The organism is Pseudomonadota bacterium (assembly GCA_018823285.1).
GTDB lineage: Bacteria > Desulfobacterota > Desulfobulbia > Desulfobulbales > JAGXFP01 > JAHJIQ01.
In genome coordinates this window covers 1-21378 of sequence record JAHJIQ010000057.1, presented here as the reverse complement: position 1 = coordinate 21378, position 21378 = coordinate 1, and the positions used below count along the sequence as shown (strand labels likewise).

Sequence of the window (21378 nt, the reverse complement as noted above, 5' to 3'; positions counted from 1 at the left end):
TGCGCTCCCGGCTTCATACTTGCCCCCTCCAGATCGACCGCTCCCGCCAATCAATGGGGAAACCCATATTGGTTTCGCGCACCTCGGGATGTTTGGCCAGTAGCGCTCCCAAACGCTTCTTCCAGCTATGGGGGTTGATCCGGTCCAGGAGATGGGCCAGCATGACCAGTGTGTTGTAAAGCCTTTTGCCATCTGTGGTATTGAAATTCTCCGCCAGGCCCGCCGGTTTCACCTGGGGCAGTTTCCAGGAGAAGGTGAACTCCCTGTTCCAGAGGCGGGAATGATGGGCGCAGAGGTTTCGGACGATGCTCAAGTGGTGCAGGAAGGAGGTCAGGTTGACTTCGTCGAGTCCGTATGCGCCGGCGATGGCGTTGCGGTCCCGGCCATGGCGCAGATTGGCGTACCACTTTGAAAGCTGACCTAGGGTCATAATTTCGCAGACGGCCCACAAAGGCGGCAACTCTTCATCATAGGTGTAAAAATGGCGGATGAAGACCTCTGAACTGGCTCGGACCACATCCTTCAAATTTTGCACATTGTCCGGGTGTGACCAGCGGCCCTTTTTGAAGATGCCGCCGTCAAGATGGGCGTGGGGGCCGTAGGAATGGGAAAGATGATAGGCCCAGCGGGTGCGCAAGGAGACCTCTAGCCGCTCGATGGCATCCATAACCAGCAATCGCAGTTCCCTATCGAAAATATAGTGTTCGAGAACGGTATTGAAGCTGGTGCCGGGCCGGAAACGATGGGTGGGATGGTCTTGCTCGTAGGGTAGCCAGTAGGCCGCAAGGCGGTAATAGTTCAGGTGGGAAAGGTAGCGCTCGGCACGTAATGGATCTTCAATCTCCATCCCGCGAGTGACGAGAAGTTCCACCTGTTCAGCAAAGGTCTTCGGGGGTTTATTAAAACGCATTCTTTACCCCCTGAAAAAAAGTAACCCCCCATGGTGCGCAGAGCTTACGGGATGCGTGGGGGGTGTTGTTCGAGTATTGGTGCGTGACTTGGAATACAGTAAATACATTTGTCCATAAATGCAAGGAGTTATTGCAACCGCAGCATATGCCTCTTTGGCGCTGTGCTTTTCCCCGACCGATTTTTTGTGTTTGGATCATAACCATTTGTTATCCTGAATATTTTTTCTTGCCAAGCGTTATTTAAATGTAGGCGATAATTTCCCTTCGATTACTATTTAAGGGGAGGAGGCATTTTTTTTCCTCTTCGGATAGCATGTGTCAATACATCTGGTATATGATAGGGATTAATTGTGAAGTCAACGCAAAACAGGCTGGGAATTATGACTGGAGTTTGTTGTTTTATAGCTGGGTTGGGTGGCTCGGCTGCTCGTGTGAAACTTATGCCCGAATGGTGCGGGAAGTCCGTTTTGGCCATGCTGGTTGTTCTGTGTCTGTTCCATCCGGGGTCGGCAATGGTGGCCCTTGATTTCGCTACCTGGCTGGAGGAATTGCAACGCGAGGCCCAGCAGGAGGGGATTTCCGCTGCGACTTTGGAGACGGCTTTATCTGGGGTTGCCCTCTCGGAGAAAGTGATCGCCCTTGATCGGAATCAGCCCGAGTTTACCTTGGACCTTGAATCGTATCTGGCCCGCACCGTCTCGGAGGCAAGAGTTGCGAAAGGCAGGGAACTGCTCGAAAATCATCGGCAGATTCTGGCCGAAATTGCGAAGAAGTATGGCGTGCAGCCGAGATTTCTGGTGGCGTTCTGGGGGATCGAGACCGATTTCGGGCGGATATTCGGAGATTTTCCGGTTATCGGCTCGCTGGCGACTCTTGCCTTTGATGAAAGGCGCGGCAGGTATTTTCGTAAAGAGCTTCTCCATGCCCTGCATATTCTCGATGACGGTCTCATCAGCCGGGAACTGATGATCGGTTCATGGGCCGGCGCGATGGGCGGCCTGCAGTTCATGCCTTCGGTGTTTCGGGAATATGCGGTCGATCATGATGGTGATGGCCGGGTGGATCTGTGGCGGAATCCTGGCGATCTGTTTGCCTCCGGGGGGAACTATCTCGGTTCCTCCGGCTGGCAGGATGACCAGACCTGGGGACGGGAGGTAAAACTGCCTGCCGGTTTTGACCGCTCTCTTACCGGGCACGACCGGGTCATGACCATCAGTGAATGGCGGGAACTCGGGGCTCGCAGGATCGATGGTTCGCCCCTCCCGAGGCGGGATCTTGCCGCCTCGCTGATCATCCCCGATGAGAACGGGCAGCGCGTGTTTCTGGCCTATGATAATTATCGGGTTATTTTAAAATGGAATCGGTCTGATTACTTTGCCGTTGCCGTAGGGACTCTTGCCGACCGTCTGGGAAAAGGGGAGTGAAATGTTCAAAGCTGTCCGCATTGGAGTTCTGCTGGTAATCCTGGTGATTGTTGCCGGGAATGCCTGGCTCACCAAGCAGAGGAGTGCTTCCTGGGATATTCCCCTGGAGGTTGTGATTTACCCGGTCAATGGTGACAACAGCCAGGCGGCTGATGACTACATCTCAGGCCTTGACCCCGATGTTTTTCAGCCGGTTGAACGCTACATGGCCGATGAGGGAAAAAGGTTCGGGATCACTCTCGACAGACCGGTGACCGTCGAGATCGCACCCCGGGTGGATTCTCTGCCGCCTGCGGCCCCGTTTGGGGGAAATGTCCTGCAGATCATCCTCTGGAGTTTGAAAACCAGATGGTGGGCCTGGCGTGCCGACACCTACGACGGGCCGGGGAATATCAAGGTCTTTGTTCTCTACCACGATTCCGAGAACATCAAAGAACTTGATCACTCGGTAGGCATTGAGCAGGGTCAGGTCTGTATTGTTAAAGCCTTTGCCGACCGGCGTCTGGCATCACGGAACAATGTGATCATTGTCCATGAGATGCTGCACACCCTCGGCGCCAGAGACAAATATGACGCCGGAACCGGTCTGCCGTTTTATCCGGCAGGTTATGCCGACCCGGATCTTTCTCCCCTGTATCCCCAGAAACTGGCTGAGATCATGGGTGGGACCATTCCTCTTTCTGAAAATGAAGCAACGATGCCGGAAGGTCTTGCCAGGACAATTGTCGGTCCGCTGACTGCCGGCGAGATAGGATGGGCCGGGAAATCCGATTGATGGTTAGCCCGGAGCGTGAACGTCCCAAGCGACAGGTTTGCCCTCCTCAAGGGGGTGCAGGCGCCCGGATGGGACCATTTCCCGTCGCTTGAAGTCTCACTGTTTGTTATCCGCCGCGGCGTGTCTTCGATACGTTCCGAGTCGTTCTATGTTTCTCAATTATTTCACCCTTCGGGTATAAGTTTCGTTTGAGCAGACGATCTGCTCAACTCAGCTTTTCACCCTTCGGGTATAAGTTTCGTTTGAGCAGACGATCTGCTCAACTCAGCTTTATCTTGACTGTGCGGTCAGGTGCTGTGATACAATGTGGGTTCCTGGTTCAGGGATGGATGTTTTACCGGTAGTCGGATGTTCATGGATATCCGGAGAGGGTGTGATGGAAAGGTTTTCGCTAAAAGCACAGGTTGTCAGTGTGAGTTCCGCAGAGTCAGCCAGGATCCTGATATTGCTCAGCAGTATCAGCCGCAATATCTCTTTGCAGCTGGTCTCTGAAGGATCCCTGGAAGATCTGGCTGATGCCCGTTTTCCGGGGCAGGAATTTGACATTCTGATTTTCGACGTGAAAAGTGCGAGAGAGAGCAAAGAGATCAGGCAGGTGATCGGTGATATTGCGCAGAAGATCATCTTTCTGACCGATGACGATAGCTATCTATCGAAAATCAAAGATTTCCCATCCGGCCAGGCAGCGCTTGTGCGAAAGCCGCTGACCTATCATAAATTTGCCGAAGGATTGGGGCTGATTGGTATCCATCTGCGGAAATTAAACTGCTGGGAATATCATCAGTGCGGCCGAGGGCCAGGCCAGGTGGAGGTGTCGGGGCTTGCAGGGTGCCCTGTCGGGTCAGAAACTTCTACCAATGCCATGAATGAAGGAACCATGGGTGGCAGAGTTTGCTGGGCGATCGGCGGCTCATTCTGTTCGGGAGAAAAACAGGGGACTTTTGCCAGCAAGATCATAAATTGTCAGGACTGTGATTTCTATAAACTTGTCCACGAGGAACAGGGGCAGTATTCCGAGAGTATCAACAGTATCCTTGGCAGAATGAGAAGGAAGAACAAGATTTAAATGCCTGGGAAAATCGTCATGATTCCAGATTCGTCTGTGATGAACAAGTCGACTGATACTTCATTGCGCTGTAAGCGGAATCTCTGCAGAAGTGTGGCGGTAGTCCTGATGCTTCTGGCAGGCTGTGCGGTGACGGGCCCGCTGGATACCAGCATGGTCGACAGTGATGTTCTACCCGTTCAGGCAATTGACGGCTATCAGGGGCTGCGGGGCAGGACCGTCCAGTGGGGAGGGCTTATCGTAGAGATTACCAATGGGGAGAAAGTGACCCGGATCCAGGTCCTCTCCTATCCTTTAGGGTCAGATGGTAATCCGGATGAGTATCAGTCGCCGACCGGACGGTTCATGATCGAGTATCCGGAATTTCTTGAACCCCTTGACTATGCCCCTGGGCGATACCTGACTGCAGTCGGCATCATCGAATCACTGGCCGCGGAAAAAATCGGTGAAAGTCGCCGGAAGTTGCCGGTCCTGAAATCGGGGCAGGTTCATCTCTGGCCCAAACACCGCTATCGCAATCAGCCCCAGACGCGGGTTGGATTCGGATTCCGCATAGGTTTATAGAAAAATCCAGAACCGCAAAAGATTTTTCCATCCTCACGGGCTTAACACTTTCCCTGCTTTTTTCAGTGTGTCGACGATCGTGACCATGTTTGAAACCTCGCCCGCTTCCAGGCGGTCTTTGATCCCATAGAATTTCAGGCATGTTCCGCAGGAGAGAATCCTGACCCCGACCTCGGCAAAGGCCTTCAGGTCATCGGCAACAGGAGACCCTTTGCAGGCAAGTTTTACTCCCGAGTTGATCAGGATAATGTGAGATATCTCGTTGATCGAATGGCTCAGGGTTTCCATATAGGCACCCATCAGGGTTTTCCCCAGGCCGGAATCTCCCGACCCGATGGATTCGGAATTGATATAGATGACCAGGCAGGCGTTTGTTTTCAGTTGTTCAGTCATTTGATCCTCCACAATATTTTCAATTCATGATTCTCCCAACTTACCCTTCCCGAAGAGGTGTGAAAAGATAAATCATTCTCAATGATATCTTTATGTTGACTTAATATTGTTGAGAGGGTGATCTGTCAGGAACTGTTCTTATTGACAGGATCATGAAGGAATTGATAGTGTGAGTGGACATGGCCTGGGTTTCAGGGTAGAGCGCTCTTCCCTCCGGCCTTGTCTGGCGCTGCATTTCCTGACCGGGAAGGAAGGCAGAGTAGTTTCCTGTTAACATGTAATAGGAGATAAGTATGGATCGTAAAGACCTGAAAAAGATGCTTGCCGGGCTCAGCCTGGTGGCACTCATGGGTGGGGCCGGACTTGCACTTTCCGGCTGTGCCAAAACGACTGGCGGCAGCGCCAGCGGCTGAACCGACACCAAGTCCAGTGCAGGTGGCACTGACGCGGCCAAAGTTCCCCCGCCGGCTCCAAAGCCAAGCGGGTGAACGAATCCCAAGTAACCCGGTACGGGTTGCATGGGAATGAGTGCAGTTTGCACTCAACGTTTGAAGTAAGCACCATTCCGGCGGAGGTTTTCCTGCCGGATCTCGGGACATGAAGAGTTGATTGGATCGATGGCTGCTGAATGTGGTTTTCTCTAATCCTGATCCCGGTGAAGGAGTTAAAGCTGAGTCGAGCAGATCGTCTGCTCATACCGATTAGTTACGTTAAGCAGCGTGCCTGCTTCTACGAAACTTATGCCCCCTGGGCGAAAGCGAGCCTGCGAGACATCGAGACTTATACCCGAAGGGTGAAAGTATTTCCATATGCAGACGATGACCATCGAAACGATCCGCAAACACTGCCCCTCCTGCTGCCGGTTTCTGGACAAGAAATTGCCGGAGCCGGCGGCGGGGAGCTTTTCCGAAATCCCAGACAGCAACAACCTCCCCGACTTCTTTGCTTCCCTGGCTGAAAAATCAGTTGTTCCTCCTTTCGTTGCTGATCTCTGCCGGTTGGAACTGGCGCTGAAAGGGGTTGGCGAGACTGATTTTGACCTGACGCCGCCTGCAGATGGTTTTCAGATCAATCCGTCGCTGACTGTTCTCGAGCTGTCCTGGCAGGGTTTGCCGGACCTGATTTTACCAAAGGACGGTGTGCCGGAGGAAGGTCGGCAGGTGGTGATGGTCTGGAAGAAATCCGGTCAGGATGAACCCTGCTGCAAGGTTGCCACAGATGAAGATCTGCTGGTGCTTAAACTGGTTCTGGAAAACATATCGCCGGCAGATGCCGCCCTGGCGGGCGGACTGCCGATAGGCGCCATTGATCTGGCTATTGCCGGAGGCGTGGAAAGTGAAACGGTGCTGTCACCGCCCTCGGCAATAAAAAGAGGTGATGGTTTTTTCCCGGAAGGATGTCTTGCCGAAAAGGAGAAGTATTCGACCATCGACGCCTTCACTCTCCAGTGGCATCTGACCCAGGCCTGCGATCTTCACTGCCGTCATTGTTATGACCGGTCACGCCGGGACACTCTTGATCTGGAACAGGGGATAGCGGTGCTCGATGATTTCCGGGAGTTCTGCCGGAACCGTCATGTGGACGGGCAGGTTTCATTTTCAGGCGGGAATCCCCTGCTGTATCCTTATTTTAAAGACCTGTACCGGGCAGCCGCCGACCGTGGGCTGGCGATCGGGATTCTCGGCAATCCCGCAAAAAAAGAGATTCTGGAGGAATTGATCGGAATCCAGCACCCTGCTTTTTTTCAGGTGAGCCTTGAAGGGCTCGCCGAGCACAATGATTATATCCGGGGGGAGGGCCATTTTGAACGGATCATGGCGTTTCTGGAAATACTCAAGGAGCTTGGGATCTATTCAATGGTCATGCTGACTCTGACCAGGGACAATCAGGAGCAGGTGATTCCCCTGGGTGAGATGTTGAAGGGGCGGGTTGATTCATTCACCTTCAACCGGTTGGCGATGGTCGGTGAGGGGGCGAGTCTCTACTCCTGTGACCCGGATGGGTTTCGTGATTTTCTCGCCAGGTATCAGGGTGCAGCGATGAAGAATCCGGTCATGCGGTTGAAAGACAATCTGTTCAACCTGCTCAGAATGGAAGAGGGGAAAAAACCTATCGGCGGCTGCACCGGATATGGTTGCGGGGCGGCGTTTAATTTTATCACCCTGTTGCCCGATGGTGAGGTCCATGCCTGCCGGAAGCTTCCTTCCCTGGTCGGCAATATTCTGGAGCAGAGTCTGGGCGAGATCTTTGATTCCGAAGCCGCTGAACGCTACCGGCAGGGCAGCAGGTCATGCGACGGCTGCCGGATCAGGCCGGTCTGCGGCGGCTGTCAGGCGGTGGGCTATGGATTCGGCCTCGATATCGGAAAAGATCGTGATCCCTATTGTTTTCTGAAAGAGTGATCTTCCCTTTCGCGCCAACTAGCTCTTTGGCAAAGCCAGTCTGAAGGTGGTTCCATTCTCGTTCGACGTGGAAAAGGTGACTTTGCCGCGCAGGTATTTTTCCCCGAACAGCTTCATCGAGTAAGTGCCTATCCCCCGGCCGTTTCCCGATTTGGTACTGAAATGCCGTTGAAAAATCCGGCAGGTGATATTCTCCGGAATCGTCTGCCGGTTGTTGACCGAAAAGGTCGCGTGATCATCGCCCATTTCAAAGCCGAGGGTAATGGTATCGCCTTCTTTGGATGCCTCCATGGCGTTGACCAGCATGTTGGTCAGGATTCTGAGGAGCAGGCAGTAATCCGTTTTGATGGTGTCAACCGGATATTTTTCCGGCAGAAGCAGCGTGATGTCTTTCGAGGCGGGGTGGCTGGTGAAGAACTGGCCGAGTTCGGTGAAGAGCTGGCGGATGGATATCCCCTGCAGGGAAACACGGTAGTTTCTGCCGCCGGAGCTCTTCGCCAGGACTCCCTGGATGGCAACTTCCTTGGCCAGCCGCAGAGAAAGCATCCGGATCTGCCCGGCCATGCCGGGGTCGAGGTTGCCGTCCTGCAGTTCAAGCATTGCGGCGTTTCCGGCGAGGCTGGTGACGATGTTGTTGATGTCGTGGAAAAAAGTCCTTTCCAGAGCGGCCCATTCCTCCTGGGAGGTGATGTCTTGCAGGAAGAGGAGGATGAAGAGATTGTCGTCGATGTGTAGGGGGGAGGCCCTGACCTTGAAACAGATTTCAGCAATCTCGTCATTCTTTGCAACGGTGGCGGCGCAGGTTTTCTCCATGGTTTCGTTGGAAGAGAGCGCTGAAACAATGGAAATCGCCGCCCCGCATGAAGAACAGTGCTGGCTGGTGCCGCAGCCGCCGGGCATTTCGTGGGCATGAATGCAGTTGATTGCCTCACCGGGTCTGAGACCAAGAATTGTATCGGCATTTTCAAAGCCAAGCATTTTCAGCAGGGTGTCGTTCACCGCCAGAATCTGCCGGTGCTGGTTTAGTACGGCAAGCAGGCCGCCGACGCTCTGCATCAGGCCATCAATGACCGGGTTCCGGTTGATGCTGAGGACCATTTGTTCAAGCTCGGAAGCATCGGCTCTTTCCGGACTGGCGAAGTGTGTTTCCATTTCTCTCTCTCATATCTGAATGACGCATTCCCCTATCAATATGATGAATGAGTGATTTTCGAAAGTCAACAGGCTATCCGGTTATTTTCTTCCTTCGGGTACTCACTCCAGTACCGCCTTGAGGGGGATAAGTCTCGATGTCTCGCAATCTCGCTTTCGCCCAGGGGGCATAAGTTTCGTATAAGCAGGCACGCTGCTCAACTTAAGCTTTATGCTTTTCTCCTGGCTTCTGACTCCTGGCTTCTGGCTTCTTGTCGAACACATGCAAGAAAAAATCGCCGAAACCCCTTTATTATCGGGAGATTAGCCAAACTCGGAAAGGTGTATTTGTTCCTTATTCGTATTGACAGAATATTGGTGAACTGTCACTATCTGACATGAGAGAGGTGAGCCAGAAAAATCCATCCCAAGGAAATGAATATGAGAAAGTTAACCGAGATCTCTGTGGCCGTGTCCCTGTTTTTACTCCTGAGCCCGATAGCCGGCAGATCTGAATCTACTGTCGACGGCACAATCAACAACACCCTTGAAGCGAGCAAGTCGGCGAATGTTTCCGTCGGTAAAGACACCAAGGCCCGAATGGGGTCGGTGGCGGTCAAGGACAGCAAATACACGGGTACGGTCACGAACACCCTGAAGGGAGAGACCCTGACCAATGTTGCGGTCGGCAACAAGACCGACGCGAATCTGGTCGCCACCAGTCTCGACAACACGAAGATGCGTGGTGACATCACCAATGCCATTGAAGGCAAGACCATTACCAACGTTGCGGTGGGCAACGAAAGCAAGGCCAATACCGCTTCAACCGGGATCAAGGACAGCACGGTCCTCGGTAATTTCACCACCAAGGCCACCGGCAAGACCATCACCAACGTGGCGGTCGGCAACAAAACGGATGCCAACCTTGCCTCGACCAATGTTTCTGGGAGTATCTTTGTCGGCAAGGTCAACAACAATCTGGAAGGCGACACCCTCACCAATGTTGCGGTCGGCAACGAAACCAGGGCCAATATGGCCTCGACAAATGTGAAAGACGGCAAGGTGGTCGGCCTGTTCGACAACACGGTCAAGGGCAAGACCGTCACCAATGTCGCGGTCGGCAATAAAACGAGCGCCAATATGGGGTCTTCCACTGTGGAGGGCAGCCTTTTTGTCGGCAAGGCGGCAAATACTCTGGAAGGCAAAACGGTAACCAATGTTGCGGTCGGCAATGAGACCAATGCCGACCTGGCCTCCATCGGGGTGAAAGACAGTAAAGTCGTCGGAGTTTTGACCAATAACGTCAAGAGCGAGACGATCACCAATGTTGCGGTCGGCAATAAAAGCAATGCCAACCTCGGTTCAACAAAGGTGAAAGACAGTGTCGTTGTCGGCGCTGCGGTCAATACCCTGGAAGGGAAAACCATCACCAATGTCGCGGTGGGCAACCGGGCGAACGCCAACCTGGCCTCAACCAATGTCGACGGCAGTGTGATGGTTGGCGCTGCAGTCAATAATCTGAAAGGCGAGACCGTCACCAATGTTGCGGTAGGAAACAAGGTCAATGCCAATATGGCTTCGACCAATATGAAAGACAGCGTTTTTGTGGGTGGTGCCGTCAATAAAGTGGAAGGGAAAACCCTGACCAATGTCGCCGTCGGCAACGAAACCGATGCCAACATGGCCTCAACCAATACCAAAGGCAGTGTCTTTGTCGGCGCCTCGGTCAATACCCTGCAGGCTGATACCATTACCAATGTTGCGGTGGGGAACAAGACCCGGGCCGAGATGGCCGCAACCCGCGCCGAGGACAGCAAGTTCCTTGGGGCCACGGTCAATACTCTGAAGGGTAAAACCCTCACCAACGTGGCGGTTGGGAACCAGACTGAGGCCAATCTTGCTGCAACGAGCATGGAAGGCAGCCAGATGATTGGCGCTGCGGTCAATACCGTCTCCGGTGACACGACCACCAATGTGGCGGTCGGCAACCGGACCCGGGCCAATATGGGTGCGACCAACCTCAAAGACAGCCAGGCGATCGGCGCCTTTGTCAATACGGTGCAAGGAAAAACCTTGACCAATGTGGCGGTGGGCAATGAAGCGGACGCCAACATGGCGGCAACCCGGATGGAGGGAAGTCAGTTTATTGGCGCCGCGGTCAATACCGTTTCCGGGGATACGGTGACGAACGTCTCCGTGGGCAACAAGGTCAAGGCTGATATGGCGGCCACCAGTATGAAAGACAGCAAACTCATCGGGGTTGCAGTCAATACGGTGGCCGGCAAGACCCTGACCAACGTGGCGGTCGGCAACCGGACCGAGGCCAACATGGCCTCGACCAGCATTGAAGGCAGCAGAGGAGTCGGGGTGATGGTCAATACCGCGGCCTCGGACACCCTGACCAATGTGGCGGTAGGAAACCGCACCGAAGCGAACATGGCGGCAACCAAGGTGAAAGACAGTGAACTGCTGGGCGTGCTGGTCAATACCGCGGCAGGGAAAACCGTCACCAACGTGGGAGTTGGTAACGAGACCAAGGCAAATATGGCAACAACCGAGGTCGAGGGAAGCAAGCTGCTCGGCGTTGTGGTCAATACTGCAGGTGGTCAGACCATGACCAACGTCGGAGTCGGCAACCGGACCGAAGCGAATATGGCCGCAACCAAGCTGAAAGACAGCAGGATGCTCGGGGTTGCGGTGAACACCGCCGCCGGGCAGACGGTGACCAATGTGGCGGTGGGCAACGAGACCGAGGCCAACATGGCCGCCACCAAGGCTGAAGGAAGCGACGTGCTGGGGGTTGTGGTCAATACCGCCGGTGGCCAGACCATGACCAACGTAGGTCTCGGCAATAAAGCCAAAGCGAATATGGCGGCAACGACGATCAAGGACAGCCAGCTCCTTGGGGTGAACGTCAATACCGCGGCGGGGCAGACCGTGACCAATGTCGCACTCGGCAACGAGACCGAGGCGAACATGGCCGCGATGGATATGAAGGACAGCAAGCTTCTCGGGGTTGTGGTGAATACCGCCGCCGGCCAGGCGGTAACCAACGTCGCGCTCGGCAACAAGAGCGAAGCGAACATGGCTTCGATCAATATGGAAAAGGACAGCAAGCTGATGGGGATCAACGTCAACACCGTCGGCGGTCAGGCGATGACCAATGTCGCTTTGGGGAATGAAGCCAAGGCGAACATGGCTTCCATGGGTATGAAGGGCAGTGAATTCATCGGTGCCGCGGTCAATACCGCAGCCGGTCAGGCGGTCACCAATGTTTCTCTCGGCAATAAAACTGATGCCAACATGGCCGCGGTCAACATGGAAGGCAGCAAGGCAGGAGCGCTGCTGGTGAACACCGTCGGCGGCCAGGTCATGACCAATGTGGCGCTTGGTAACGAAACAAAAGCCAATATGGCCTCAGTGAACATGAAAGACAGCAAACTGATCGGCGCTGCGGTGAACACCGCTGCCGGGCAGGTGGTGACCAACGTCGGTCTCGGCAACCGGACCGAGGCGAACATGGCGTCGGTCAATCTGGCCAAGGGCAGTGATGTGAAAGGGCTGATGGTCAATACCGCCGGGGGCCAGGTGGTGACCAACGTGGCGCTGGGCAATGAGACTACGGCCAATATGTCATCGGTCAATATGAAGGACAGCAAGCTGATCGGCGCGGCGATCAATACCTCGGGCGGCCAGGTGGTGACCAATGTCGCGCTCGGCAACCGGACCGAGGCGAATATGGCGGCTACCAATATGGAAAAGGGAAGCCAGCTTGTCGGGGCCAATATCAACACCGCCGGGGGCTGGATTATGACCAACGTCGGGGTCGGCAACGAGACCAGGGCCAATATGGCGGCGACCAATATGGAGAGCAGCAGGTTGACCGGTGCGGCGATCAACACCGCAGCCGGTGCCGTTGTGGTGAATGTCGGGGTCGGCAACAAGGTCGATGCCAGTCAGGCTTCCATCAATATGCGTGGCAGCCAGCTTACCGGCGCCGCCATCAACACGGCGGCAGGGGCAGGCCCAATCAATGTCGGAGTAGGGAACCAGGTTGCCGCCAGCCAGGCCGCTCTCAATATGAAGGAAAGTAATTTAACCGGCGCCGCGATCAATACCGTGGCCGGAGGCGGGATGATCAACGTTGGTGTGGGCAATCGGGTCGAAGCCAACATGGCCGCCATCAAGATGGAAAACAGCAGGCTGACCGGCGCGGCCATCAACACCGTGGCCGGGGACAGTGCAATGAACGTCGGGGTCGGCAATGAGGTGGAGGCGAATCAGGCGGCCTTGAAGATGAAGAACAGCCAGCTCACCGGGGCTGCGGTGAACACGGTCATCGCCGCCGGCGGTGCCAATAATATCGCCGTGGGCAACCGGGCGGAGGCGAATATGGCCGCCACCAAAATGGAAAACAGCAAACTGGTGGGAGCGGCAATCAATACCGTGGCCGGGGCCAACCTGAATGTCGCGGTCGGTAACCGGGTGGAGGCGAACCAGGCGGCGGTGAAGATGGAGAACAGCAAGCTGACCGGTGCCGCAGTGAACACGGTTGCCGGGGCCAATCTGAACGTGGCGGTCGGCAACCGGGCCGAGGCAAACCAGGCGGCAGTGAAGATGAAGAACAGTACCCTGACCGGAGCGGCAGTGAATACCGTGGCCGGGGCGAACCTGAACGTGGCGGTCGGCAACCGGGTGGAGGCGAACCAGGGTGCTTTGCAGATGGAGAATAGTACCTTAAAGGGTGCGGCGGTAAACACCGTGGCCGGTGGAGCCTTGAACGTTGCGGTGGGCAACCGGGCCGAGGCCAATCAGGCGGCGACTAAACTGAAAGACAGTACGCTGAGCGGGGCCGCGGTCAATACGGTGGCGGGGGCTGCCCTGAACGTCGGGGTCGGGAATCGGGTGGAAGCGAATCAGGCGGCGGTCAAGCTTGAAGGGAGCAATTTCAAGGGCGCTGCGGTAAATACCGTTGCGGGCGCGGCTTTAAACGTGGGTGTCGGCAATCAGGTGGAGGCTAATCAGGCAACCCTGAAGATGAAGAATAGCAATTTTCAGGGCGCTGCGGTCAACACCGTGGCCGGTGCTGCTTTGAACGTCGGCGTCGGCAATCGGGCAGAAGCGAACCAGGCGGCGATCAAGCTTGAAGGGAGCAATTTCAAGGGGAATGCCGTGAATACCGCAGCCGGCGCCGCTTTGAACGTTGCGGTCGGCAACCGGGTGGAAGCAAACCAGGCGGCTTTAAAGATGCAGAACAGTAATTTTACCGGCAATGCGGTAAACACCGCCGCCGGAGCGGCCCTGAACGTCGCGGTCGGCAACCGGGCCGAGGCGAATCAGGCCGCGACCAAGATCAGTAACAGCAACGTCCGCGGCAACATCACCAACACCGCGGCCGGAGCGGCCCTGAATGTTGCGGTCGGCAACCAGGTGGAAGCCAATCAGGCAGCAACCAAAATCAGCGGCAGTAACGTTGCCGGAAACATCACCAATACCGTGGGTGGTGCTGCCTTGAACGTGGCCGTCGGCAATCGGGCCACGGCGAACCAGGCTGCCACCAATATCAGCAACAGCAATGTTCAGGGCAATATCAAGAACACCGTGGGTGGGGCTGCCCTGAATGTTGCCGTCGGCAACCGGGTCGAGGCAAATATGGGTTCAACGAATATCAGGAACAGTAATGTTGCCGGGAATGTTACCACCTCTGTAGCCGGAGGCGCTGCCAATATCGCAGTGGGGAACCGGGCCACGGCAAACATGGGTGCGGTCCAGATCGAGAACAGTAATGTTCGGGGCAACGTCTCAGCCAGGGTCAAAGGGGCGGGCGCCCTGAACGTGGCGGTTGGTTCCGGGGCCGAAGCGAATTCCGGCGCCGTCATCATCCAGAACGGCAGCAATGTGAACGGCAATGTCTCGGTTGTTTCCGGTAAAGGGATCACCGTGAATGATATCGACAGCCCCTTAAGTTTCGGTCAGAATATCAATATTTCCGCCGGCAGCGGTAAATCGAACAAGAACTCGGTGATCATGAAGTAAGCCATGGTCAGAAAATAACATGGCCGTTTTAGGGAGCCGAATGGCATAAGGAGCCGTAAGCTAAGGCAGCCTAAACAGCCATGTTATTTCTGAACGGCTCCTAAACCGCTCTCGACGAGTGGAAACCTGTGACCGTCTCCCCGCAAACTGTTCGTCGGGGAGGCTCTTTTATGGACAAGTGATATGTACAGGATACAGACCCTGAACAGGATTGCCCCGGAAGGGCTGGCTCTTTTCGGTGAAGGGTATTCGCTCAGTGAAACGGAAACGGAGCCCGACGGCATTCTGGTCCGGAGTAGTGCGTTAAATACTGCCGATTACCCGACCCTCCTGGCCGTGGCGCGGGCCGGGGCGGGGGTCAATAATATCTCGGTTGAGCAGGCGACGGAGCAGGGGGTCTGTGTCTTCAATACTCCCGGGGCCAATGCCAATGCAGTTGCCGAACTGGTCTTCATCATGCTCGGGATGAGCGCCCGAAACATCCATCAGGGGATGGATTTCTGCCAGGGTCTGGCTGGTCTGACCGAGAGTGAAATTTCCCGGGAAGTGGAAAAAAGAAAGAGCGTTTTCCGGGGTTTTGAGCTGGCGGGGAAAACCCTTGGTGTTCTCGGTCTCGGGCAGATCGGAGTCCGGGTGGCAAATCTCGGGATCAAACACCGGATGAAGGTGGTGGGGTTCGACCCTTTCCCTGCGATGGAGAATATTCACCAGCTGTCACCGGCGGCGGATCTTGCCAGGTCCCTGGATGAGGTTTTGCGGGTGGCGGATATCTTCAGTGTCCATGTCCCGCTGAATGACAAGACCCGGGGCAAGGTCAATTCCGACCTGCTTAAAAAACTTCCGGCCGGCGCGGTGCTGGTGAATTACGCCAGAGGGCCGATTGTCGACGAGTCGGCGGTTCTTGCTGCGCTGGAAACAGGGACGCTTGCCAGCTACATTACCGATTTCCCGACTCCCGCGACCGTCGGTCACCCCAAGGTGATCTGTTCGCCGCATCTCGGGGCGAGTACCGAAGAGTCCGAGGAGCAATGCGCGGTGATGGCGGTCAGGGAATTGAAAGGGTATCTGGAATACGGGACCATCTTTCACAGTGTGAATTTCCCGACCGCCGAGTCGATCCCCTCCGGCAATGTCAGGGCCCGGCTGATCATGATCAATCGTGATATTCCCGGGATGATCGGCTTTGCTTCCCAAACCATCGGCGAAAACGGGATCAATATCGCGAGCTACCTGAACGAGAGCAACGGCAAGGTCGGCTACAATATCATCGACCTGGAAAGTCCGTTGCCCGACGCGGTCAGGGTCAGGATCGAAAATCATCCCGGGGTCATCAGGACCAGAATCATCAATTTCGAGCAGGGCTGAAGTCCGGTAAGAACCGGCGGCAGCCCGGAGAAGGGAAATCCCATGGAGAAAAAACCATACCTCCTGAATGTTAAAGGTCTTCGCCAGATCCTGATCATGATTGACGACATCATGCATTTCCTGGTGGCGATCATCCTTCTGGCCTGTGCGGCTCTGATCCTGGCCAGAACCATTCCGAGCCTGTTCAACCCGGAGATCAAGGTGCTGCTCCATGTGGTGAATGACGTTCTGCTCGTCCTGATCATCATGGAGCTGATGTGGCCGATCATGCGTTTTCTGAAACGCGAAGCTTTTACCCTGAACCCGTTTCTCTACATCGGCATCATATCCAGTATCAGGCGTATCCTGATGCTGGAGGCCGAGCATTCGATCGTGGCCCAGACGGCCGGACACAAGGCGGAATGGGCCACTCTCTGGCCAGTGCTGGCCGAAATGGGTGTCTATGTGGCGATCATTTTCGTTCTGGCCGTTGCCCTGCGGATCATTTCCGGGCGAAAGGAACAAGTTGACGCCTGACCTGAACCACCACTTTACTTTCTCCACTCTTCCACCGCGAAGAAACTACAAAATCATGTTTTCTACAGAATATCAACACGGGACTACAACTTGTGTTCCTGCATTAATCTGATAACGTTCGCTCTGCAGATGGATTCTCCAGAGAGGAATACCGGGTGCAGGAAAAGTAGCTTTAGTTACTGTAACGGAGAACTCGACAAGTCTTAACCTTCCCAAAAGGGGAAAACTGTTATCTCATCACAAGGAAGGATTTTATCTCTTGACAAGGTCCTTGTAATGGACGACCTCATTTTCTTTGAAGCAATAGATGCGCCGACAGAACACAGCATGGTAAAAAGGATCCAATGACCAAGACGATTCTGGTGGTGGAAGACGAATCTTCCATTGCCGAAAACATCAGGTATGCGTTGACCACCGAAGGTTATGAACCGGTGTGGTGTGAGACCGGCCATGAGGCCTTGGCAACACTTGCCAAGAAGGAAATCTCCCTGGTTGTGCTGGATGTGGGACTTCCTGACCTGAGTGGCTTTGAGGTCTTACGGGAACTCCGCAAAATCACGGACATTCCGGTTATTTTTGTTACGGCCCGCGCCAATGAAGTGGACCGGGTGGTGGGGCTTGAGCTGGGCGCGGACGACTATGTGGTCAAACCGTTCAGCCCCCGGGAGTTAACCGCCCGAGTGCGAGCCGTATTGCGCAGGACGATGAATGGTCCGTCTGCAGCCGGCGCACTGCAAAGCCGTTCATGCAATCACTTCGAACTGGACGAAAAAAGGCATGCCATTTTCTATCATGGCAAAAATCTTGAACTGTCACGTTATGAGTTCCGACTTCTTCGAGTCCTTGTCTTAAAGCCGGGACAGGTGTTCAGCCGTGAGCAGTTGATGGACAAGGCCTGGGAAGACCCGGCCATGAGTTTTGACCGAACGGTTGACACCCACATCAAGACAATCCGCCAGAAACTTAAAACAATAAAGGACGACGTCGACCCAATCATTACCCACCGGGGGATCGGGTATTCTCTGAAGGAACCGGAATGAGAATACAAACACGTATTTTCCTGGGAATCCTGGTCGTGGTGGTTATCGGCATCTCGGTCATGGTTGTCTGGGTGAGCGATTCCCTGGAGCCGGAATATCGCAAGGCCACGGAAGAACCGCTGGTTGATGCCTCACGGGTCCTGGCCTCCCTGGCTGCCGCCTCGGCGCAGGATGGCAAGATCGACGTCGAAATGTTCCGGGCGGCGTTTAAGGATGTCCATTCCCGCAAGTTTTCCGCCCAGGTTTTTGATTTCACGAAAACTTCCGTCGACTACCGGGTCTACATGACCGACGCCTCGGGTCTGGTGATCTTCGACTCGGAGAATGGCGAATCCGTGGGGCGGGATTATTCGCAGTGGCGGGACGTTCTTCTTTCATTACAAGGTGGTTACGGGGCGCGCACTTCCCACGAAGATCACGACAATCTCTCTTTAAGCACCATGTATGTGGCTTCCCCCATTATCGTTGGAGATGAGGTCATCGGCGTTGTCTCGGTTGGCAAACCGACAAAAACCGCCAATCTTTTTACCGAGAAAATAACAGCGCGCATTGTTTGGGCCGGGGCGTTGATCGGGCTTGTTGTCATCTTTGTCGGCATGCTGCTGTCAAGAATGGTGACGGTGCCGATCCGAAAACTTATGCGATACGCCCGGGCGATTCGCGACGGCGAAAGGCCATTACGGCCTTTACTTGGCACTAGTGAAATGAACGATCTCGGCACTGCCTTTGAAGAGATGCGGGATGCCCTGGAGGGCAAGAAGTATGTGGAACAATACGTTCAGACCCTGACCCATGAAATAAAAAGTCCGGTCTCAGCCATCCGGGGCGCTGCCGAGCTATTAAGGGAAGATGTTCCGGAACCACAGCGGGCGCGCTTTCTTGACAACATCGACACCGAAACCAGCCGGATCAATACGGTGGTCGAAAAGCTGTTGCTGCTTTCCTCCCTTGAAAGCAAAAAGAATATCGATGAGGTCGAGGTGCTTGATCTTGGCACTCTATTCCATGAGGTTCAAGAGAGCATGGCCCCGCTTTTTGAGTCAAGAAAGCTGACCCTGAAGATAACCAGCGAAGATAATTGCCGAGTATTGGGCGATAAATTTCTGATTCGCCAAGCCATGGTGAATCTCATCCAGAATGCCGTAGAATTTTCAGCAAGCGGCGGCCACATTGATATCCGCATCGCTCCGTCGGCCGACGGCCTCGAGTTTACGGTGCGGGATCATGGCCCGGGAATTCCAGACTATGCCCTGCCAAAAATCTTTGACCGATTTTATTCACTCAAACGCCCCGACACCGGCCGGAAAAGCTCCGGTCTGGGACTTGCCTTGGTAAAAGAAGTGGCCCATCTCCATCATGGCGATATCCGCTTGATCAACGCCGAGACCGGCGGGGTTGAGGCCAGTCTGATCCTGCCGTCCATGCAGGACTGAAGTTTTCACCGATTTCACAAACTTTTCACCTCGTCTTCAAATTATCCTCACACGCCTTTCGTATCCTCTGGGAAAGTTCATCTGCAATCAACCGCAATTGGACGCGACACATCTTGATTGCCAACCCGCAAGGAGGAGAACATGAGTCATCTAAGCAAGGATTTATCTGAAGAAATGTCTATCGAATCAACAAAAATAGGCTCCCTGTGCAGGCTGGGCCGGGAGATGAAAAGTTCAGTGAATGTGCGCCTGTTCATCATCGGCGTATTGTGTCTTGTTTTGTTGATTCCGGCCATGATGGTCAAGTCGCTGATTACCGAACGTGAAGGGTATCGGAGCGGCGCCTCACAGGAAATCAGTTCCAAATGGGGTGAGTCGCAGGTGATTGCCGGTCCGGTGCTGACGGTCCCCTTTAAAAATTATTTTAAAGATGACAAGGGCAATACCCAGTGCACAACCCGCTATGCCCATTTCCTGCCGAACAACCTGGAAATTCAGGGCAAGGTCGACACCCAGACCCGTTACCGGGGCATCTATAAAGTTCCGCTCTACAGTGCAACAATGAGTCTTAACGGGCAATTCCCTCCACCTGATTTCAAGGGGCTTGGCGTGTCTGAAGAAAATGTGCTCTGGCAAGATGCCTTTGTGGCAATCGGCATCACCGACATGAAGGGGATTCGCTCGCCGATTTCGATCACCTGGAACGGGCAGCCATTACCGGTAAATCCCGGCATTGCCACGAACGACGTTCTGGAATCAGGGGTGAGTTCGGCCTTGGCATTGGACCAGGGAACTGAACAATACAACTTTACCGCCAACTTAGAGGTCAACGGCAGCAGTGAACTTCAATTTGTGCCGCTCGGCAAAGAAACCCATCTGGCCATGCATTCAAACTGGAGTGACCCGAGTTTCACCGGCCAATTTCTACCGAAAGAAAGACAGATCAGTAAAAATGGTTTTGATGCGGAATGGCAGGTTCTGCATTTTAACAGAAATTATCCACAGCAGTGGCTTGGCAACAAGCATTACGTGCAAGGATCCTCTTTCGGCACGAATTTTCTGCTGCCGGTCGATCATTATCAGAAAACGATGCGCACGGCAAAATATGCGGCGATGTTCATTGCCCTGACCTTTCTGGCCTTTTTTATCATCGAAATTTTGAATCATCGAATCATCCACCCGGTCCAATATATCATGATCGGCCTGGCCTTGATTATTTTTTACGCCTTACTGTTGTCGATCTCCGAACATATCTCGTTTAACGTCGCCTATCTTATCGCAAGTGTGGCGATCATCGGGATGATCACCGCCTATACCAAGGGATTTCTGGCGAACACCACCCTTGCCATGTTGATCGCGGCCAAACTCTCGGTTCTGTACAGTTTCCTCTTCGTGGTCTTACAGTTGCAGGACTACGCCTTATTGTTCGGCAGTATCGGCTTGTTTGTCGCCCTTGGTGTTGCGATGTATCTCACCAGAAATATTGACTGGTATAATGCCTTCGCCGCCGGTGTCCGGCCGGAACCCATTCCGAAACAAATGTAAGAGCTCATCTTGCCTTGTGATGGCTAAAGAAATGAGAGCCATCACAAGGCAAGAAGTCGATTCCCCAAAATTGCCGACCGTGGTGATGCATTATGGATACATTCAGCCGATTTCTTTCCGCGGTATTTTTTTGCTTCATCATTTGGATAATATACCTGGCCGATTCCGGCACGAATAGTGTGTTTTTTGGTCTGGTAAAAGCTCTGCCGCATGGCGACAAAATCGGCCATCTGATTCTTTTCGGTCTTCTTGCCCTGGGAGCGAATACCTTCTTCAAGCTTCGCCGCTTCAGGGTCGGCGGAACCGAGATGTTTGTGGGGACCTGCCTGGTCATAGGCTTTGTCACCATGGAAGAACTCAGTCAGTATTGTATCCCAAGCAGAACCTTTGACCCCTTTGACCTGCTTGCCAATATGGTAGGAATTGTTGTTTTTTCATTCATCTCAAACACCCCAAAGTTGCGATTGATTGCGAATAAATAGCAGGCCCCTTAAGAGTTTCTGGTTTGAATTTGGCCCTGAATATTTCCGGAGCTTGATATCCAGAGACGGACAAAACCGGAAAAGAAAAGCAACGGGGTCAAAGAATTGTAGTTATAAATCAGCGCAAACCCTCTTCGGAAAAAGTTTCATTTACCGATAATCCTCTTTTTTTATCCCGAGTCGTTTCATCTTGTTGAACAGGCTTCTTGAGTGAATTCCGGCTGCTCTGGCGGCATTGTTGATTCTTCCCCGGTGTTCCTTGAGGAGGCTTTTCAGGTAGAGATTTTCCACCTGA

The 21378-nt window shown here is 54.1% G+C and carries 17 protein-coding genes; 13 read left to right on the top strand and 4 right to left on the bottom strand.

Annotation, left to right across the window (positions count from 1 at the left end; genetic code table 11):
- Positions 1 to 13: 13 nt before the first annotated feature.
- Positions 14 to 910 (bottom strand): Abi family protein, encoded by an 897-nt coding sequence (locus KKG35_13195; protein MBU1739082.1) that lies wholly within the window; start codon positions 908 to 910, stop codon positions 14 to 16.
- A 474-nt stretch (positions 911 to 1384) separates the two neighbouring features.
- On the opposite strand from KKG35_13195, the gene KKG35_13190 reads away from it, so the two are divergent.
- The 4 genes from KKG35_13190 to KKG35_13175 all read left to right on the top strand — a co-directional run bounded on the left by KKG35_13190 (position 1385) and on the right by KKG35_13175 (position 4740).
- On the top strand, positions 1385 to 2335 hold the full coding sequence (locus KKG35_13190; protein MBU1739081.1) for a lytic murein transglycosylase: 951 nt from the start codon (positions 1385 to 1387) through the stop codon (positions 2333 to 2335).
- A gap of 1 nt (position 2336) precedes the next feature.
- On the top strand, positions 2337 to 3110 hold the full coding sequence (locus KKG35_13185; GenBank protein MBU1739080.1) for a hypothetical protein: 774 nt from the start codon (positions 2337 to 2339) through the stop codon (positions 3108 to 3110).
- A gap of 445 nt (positions 3111 to 3555) precedes the next feature.
- On the top strand, positions 3556 to 4176 hold the full coding sequence (locus KKG35_13180) for a hypothetical protein (GenBank protein MBU1739079.1): 621 nt from the start codon (positions 3556 to 3558) through the stop codon (positions 4174 to 4176).
- Complete coding sequence (locus KKG35_13175) at positions 4177 to 4740, top strand: Slp family lipoprotein (protein MBU1739078.1); 564 nt, start codon at positions 4177 to 4179, stop codon at positions 4738 to 4740.
- Positions 4741 to 4773: 33 nt separating this feature from the next.
- On the opposite strand, the gene yedF is transcribed toward KKG35_13175, so the two are convergent.
- Positions 4774 to 5133 (bottom strand): sulfurtransferase-like selenium metabolism protein YedF, encoded by a 360-nt coding sequence (gene yedF, locus KKG35_13170; protein MBU1739077.1) that lies wholly within the window; start codon positions 5131 to 5133, stop codon positions 4774 to 4776.
- 293 nt (positions 5134 to 5426) lie between these two features.
- On the opposite strand from yedF, the gene sbtA reads away from it, so the two are divergent.
- Positions 5427 to 5546: a selenobiotic family radical SAM modification target peptide gene (gene sbtA, locus KKG35_13165; GenBank protein ID MBU1739076.1), complete on the top strand. Its 120-nt coding sequence runs from the start codon at positions 5427 to 5429 to the stop codon at positions 5544 to 5546.
- A 396-nt stretch (positions 5547 to 5942) separates the two neighbouring features.
- The gene (gene sbtM / locus KKG35_13160; GenBank protein MBU1739075.1) at positions 5943 to 7535 is read left to right on the top strand and encodes a selenobiotic family peptide radical SAM maturase; all 1593 of its coding nucleotides are present in this window, start codon (positions 5943 to 5945) and stop codon (positions 7533 to 7535) included.
- An 18-nt stretch (positions 7536 to 7553) separates the two neighbouring features.
- Here the strand turns inward: sbtM and KKG35_13155 are convergent, their stop codons facing one another.
- Positions 7554 to 8687 (bottom strand): HAMP domain-containing histidine kinase, encoded by a 1134-nt coding sequence (locus KKG35_13155; protein ID MBU1739074.1) that lies wholly within the window; start codon positions 8685 to 8687, stop codon positions 7554 to 7556.
- A gap of 420 nt (positions 8688 to 9107) precedes the next feature.
- Between KKG35_13155 and KKG35_13150 the strand changes: the two genes are divergently transcribed.
- The 7 genes from KKG35_13150 (at position 9108) to KKG35_13120 (ending at position 21083) form a co-directional block, all read left to right on the top strand.
- A complete protein-coding gene (locus KKG35_13150; GenBank protein MBU1739073.1) occupies positions 9108 to 14702 on the top strand; it encodes a hypothetical protein in 5595 nt (1864 codons plus the stop codon).
- A 183-nt stretch (positions 14703 to 14885) separates the two neighbouring features.
- Complete coding sequence (locus tag KKG35_13145; GenBank protein ID MBU1739072.1) at positions 14886 to 16067, top strand: 3-phosphoglycerate dehydrogenase; 1182 nt, start codon at positions 14886 to 14888, stop codon at positions 16065 to 16067.
- 42 nt (positions 16068 to 16109) lie between these two features.
- Positions 16110 to 16583: a hypothetical protein gene (locus KKG35_13140; GenBank protein ID MBU1739071.1), complete on the top strand. Its 474-nt coding sequence runs from the start codon at positions 16110 to 16112 to the stop codon at positions 16581 to 16583.
- A gap of 344 nt (positions 16584 to 16927) precedes the next feature.
- On the top strand, positions 16928 to 17623 hold the full coding sequence (creB, locus tag KKG35_13135; GenBank protein ID MBU1739070.1) for a two-component system response regulator CreB: 696 nt from the start codon (positions 16928 to 16930) through the stop codon (positions 17621 to 17623).
- Positions 17620 to 19056 (top strand): two-component system sensor histidine kinase CreC, encoded by a 1437-nt coding sequence (gene creC / locus KKG35_13130; protein ID MBU1739069.1) that lies wholly within the window; start codon positions 17620 to 17622, stop codon positions 19054 to 19056. The genes creB and creC overlap by 4 nt, the downstream gene beginning before the upstream one ends.
- 174 nt (positions 19057 to 19230) lie before the next feature.
- Positions 19231 to 20601 carry a cell envelope integrity protein CreD gene (gene creD / locus KKG35_13125; protein MBU1739068.1) on the top strand — a complete coding sequence of 457 codons (1371 nt, stop codon included), beginning with the start codon at positions 19231 to 19233 and terminating at the stop codon, positions 20599 to 20601.
- Positions 20602 to 20693: 92 nt separating this feature from the next.
- Positions 20694 to 21083, top strand: coding sequence for a VanZ family protein (locus tag KKG35_13120; protein MBU1739067.1), 390 nt, complete (start codon positions 20694 to 20696; stop codon positions 21081 to 21083).
- Positions 21084 to 21233: 150 nt separating this feature from the next.
- Here the strand turns inward: KKG35_13120 and KKG35_13115 are convergent.
- Positions 21234 to 21378: sigma-54-dependent Fis family transcriptional regulator (locus KKG35_13115; protein MBU1739066.1), on the bottom strand; the 145-nt coding region annotated here is incomplete at its 5' end.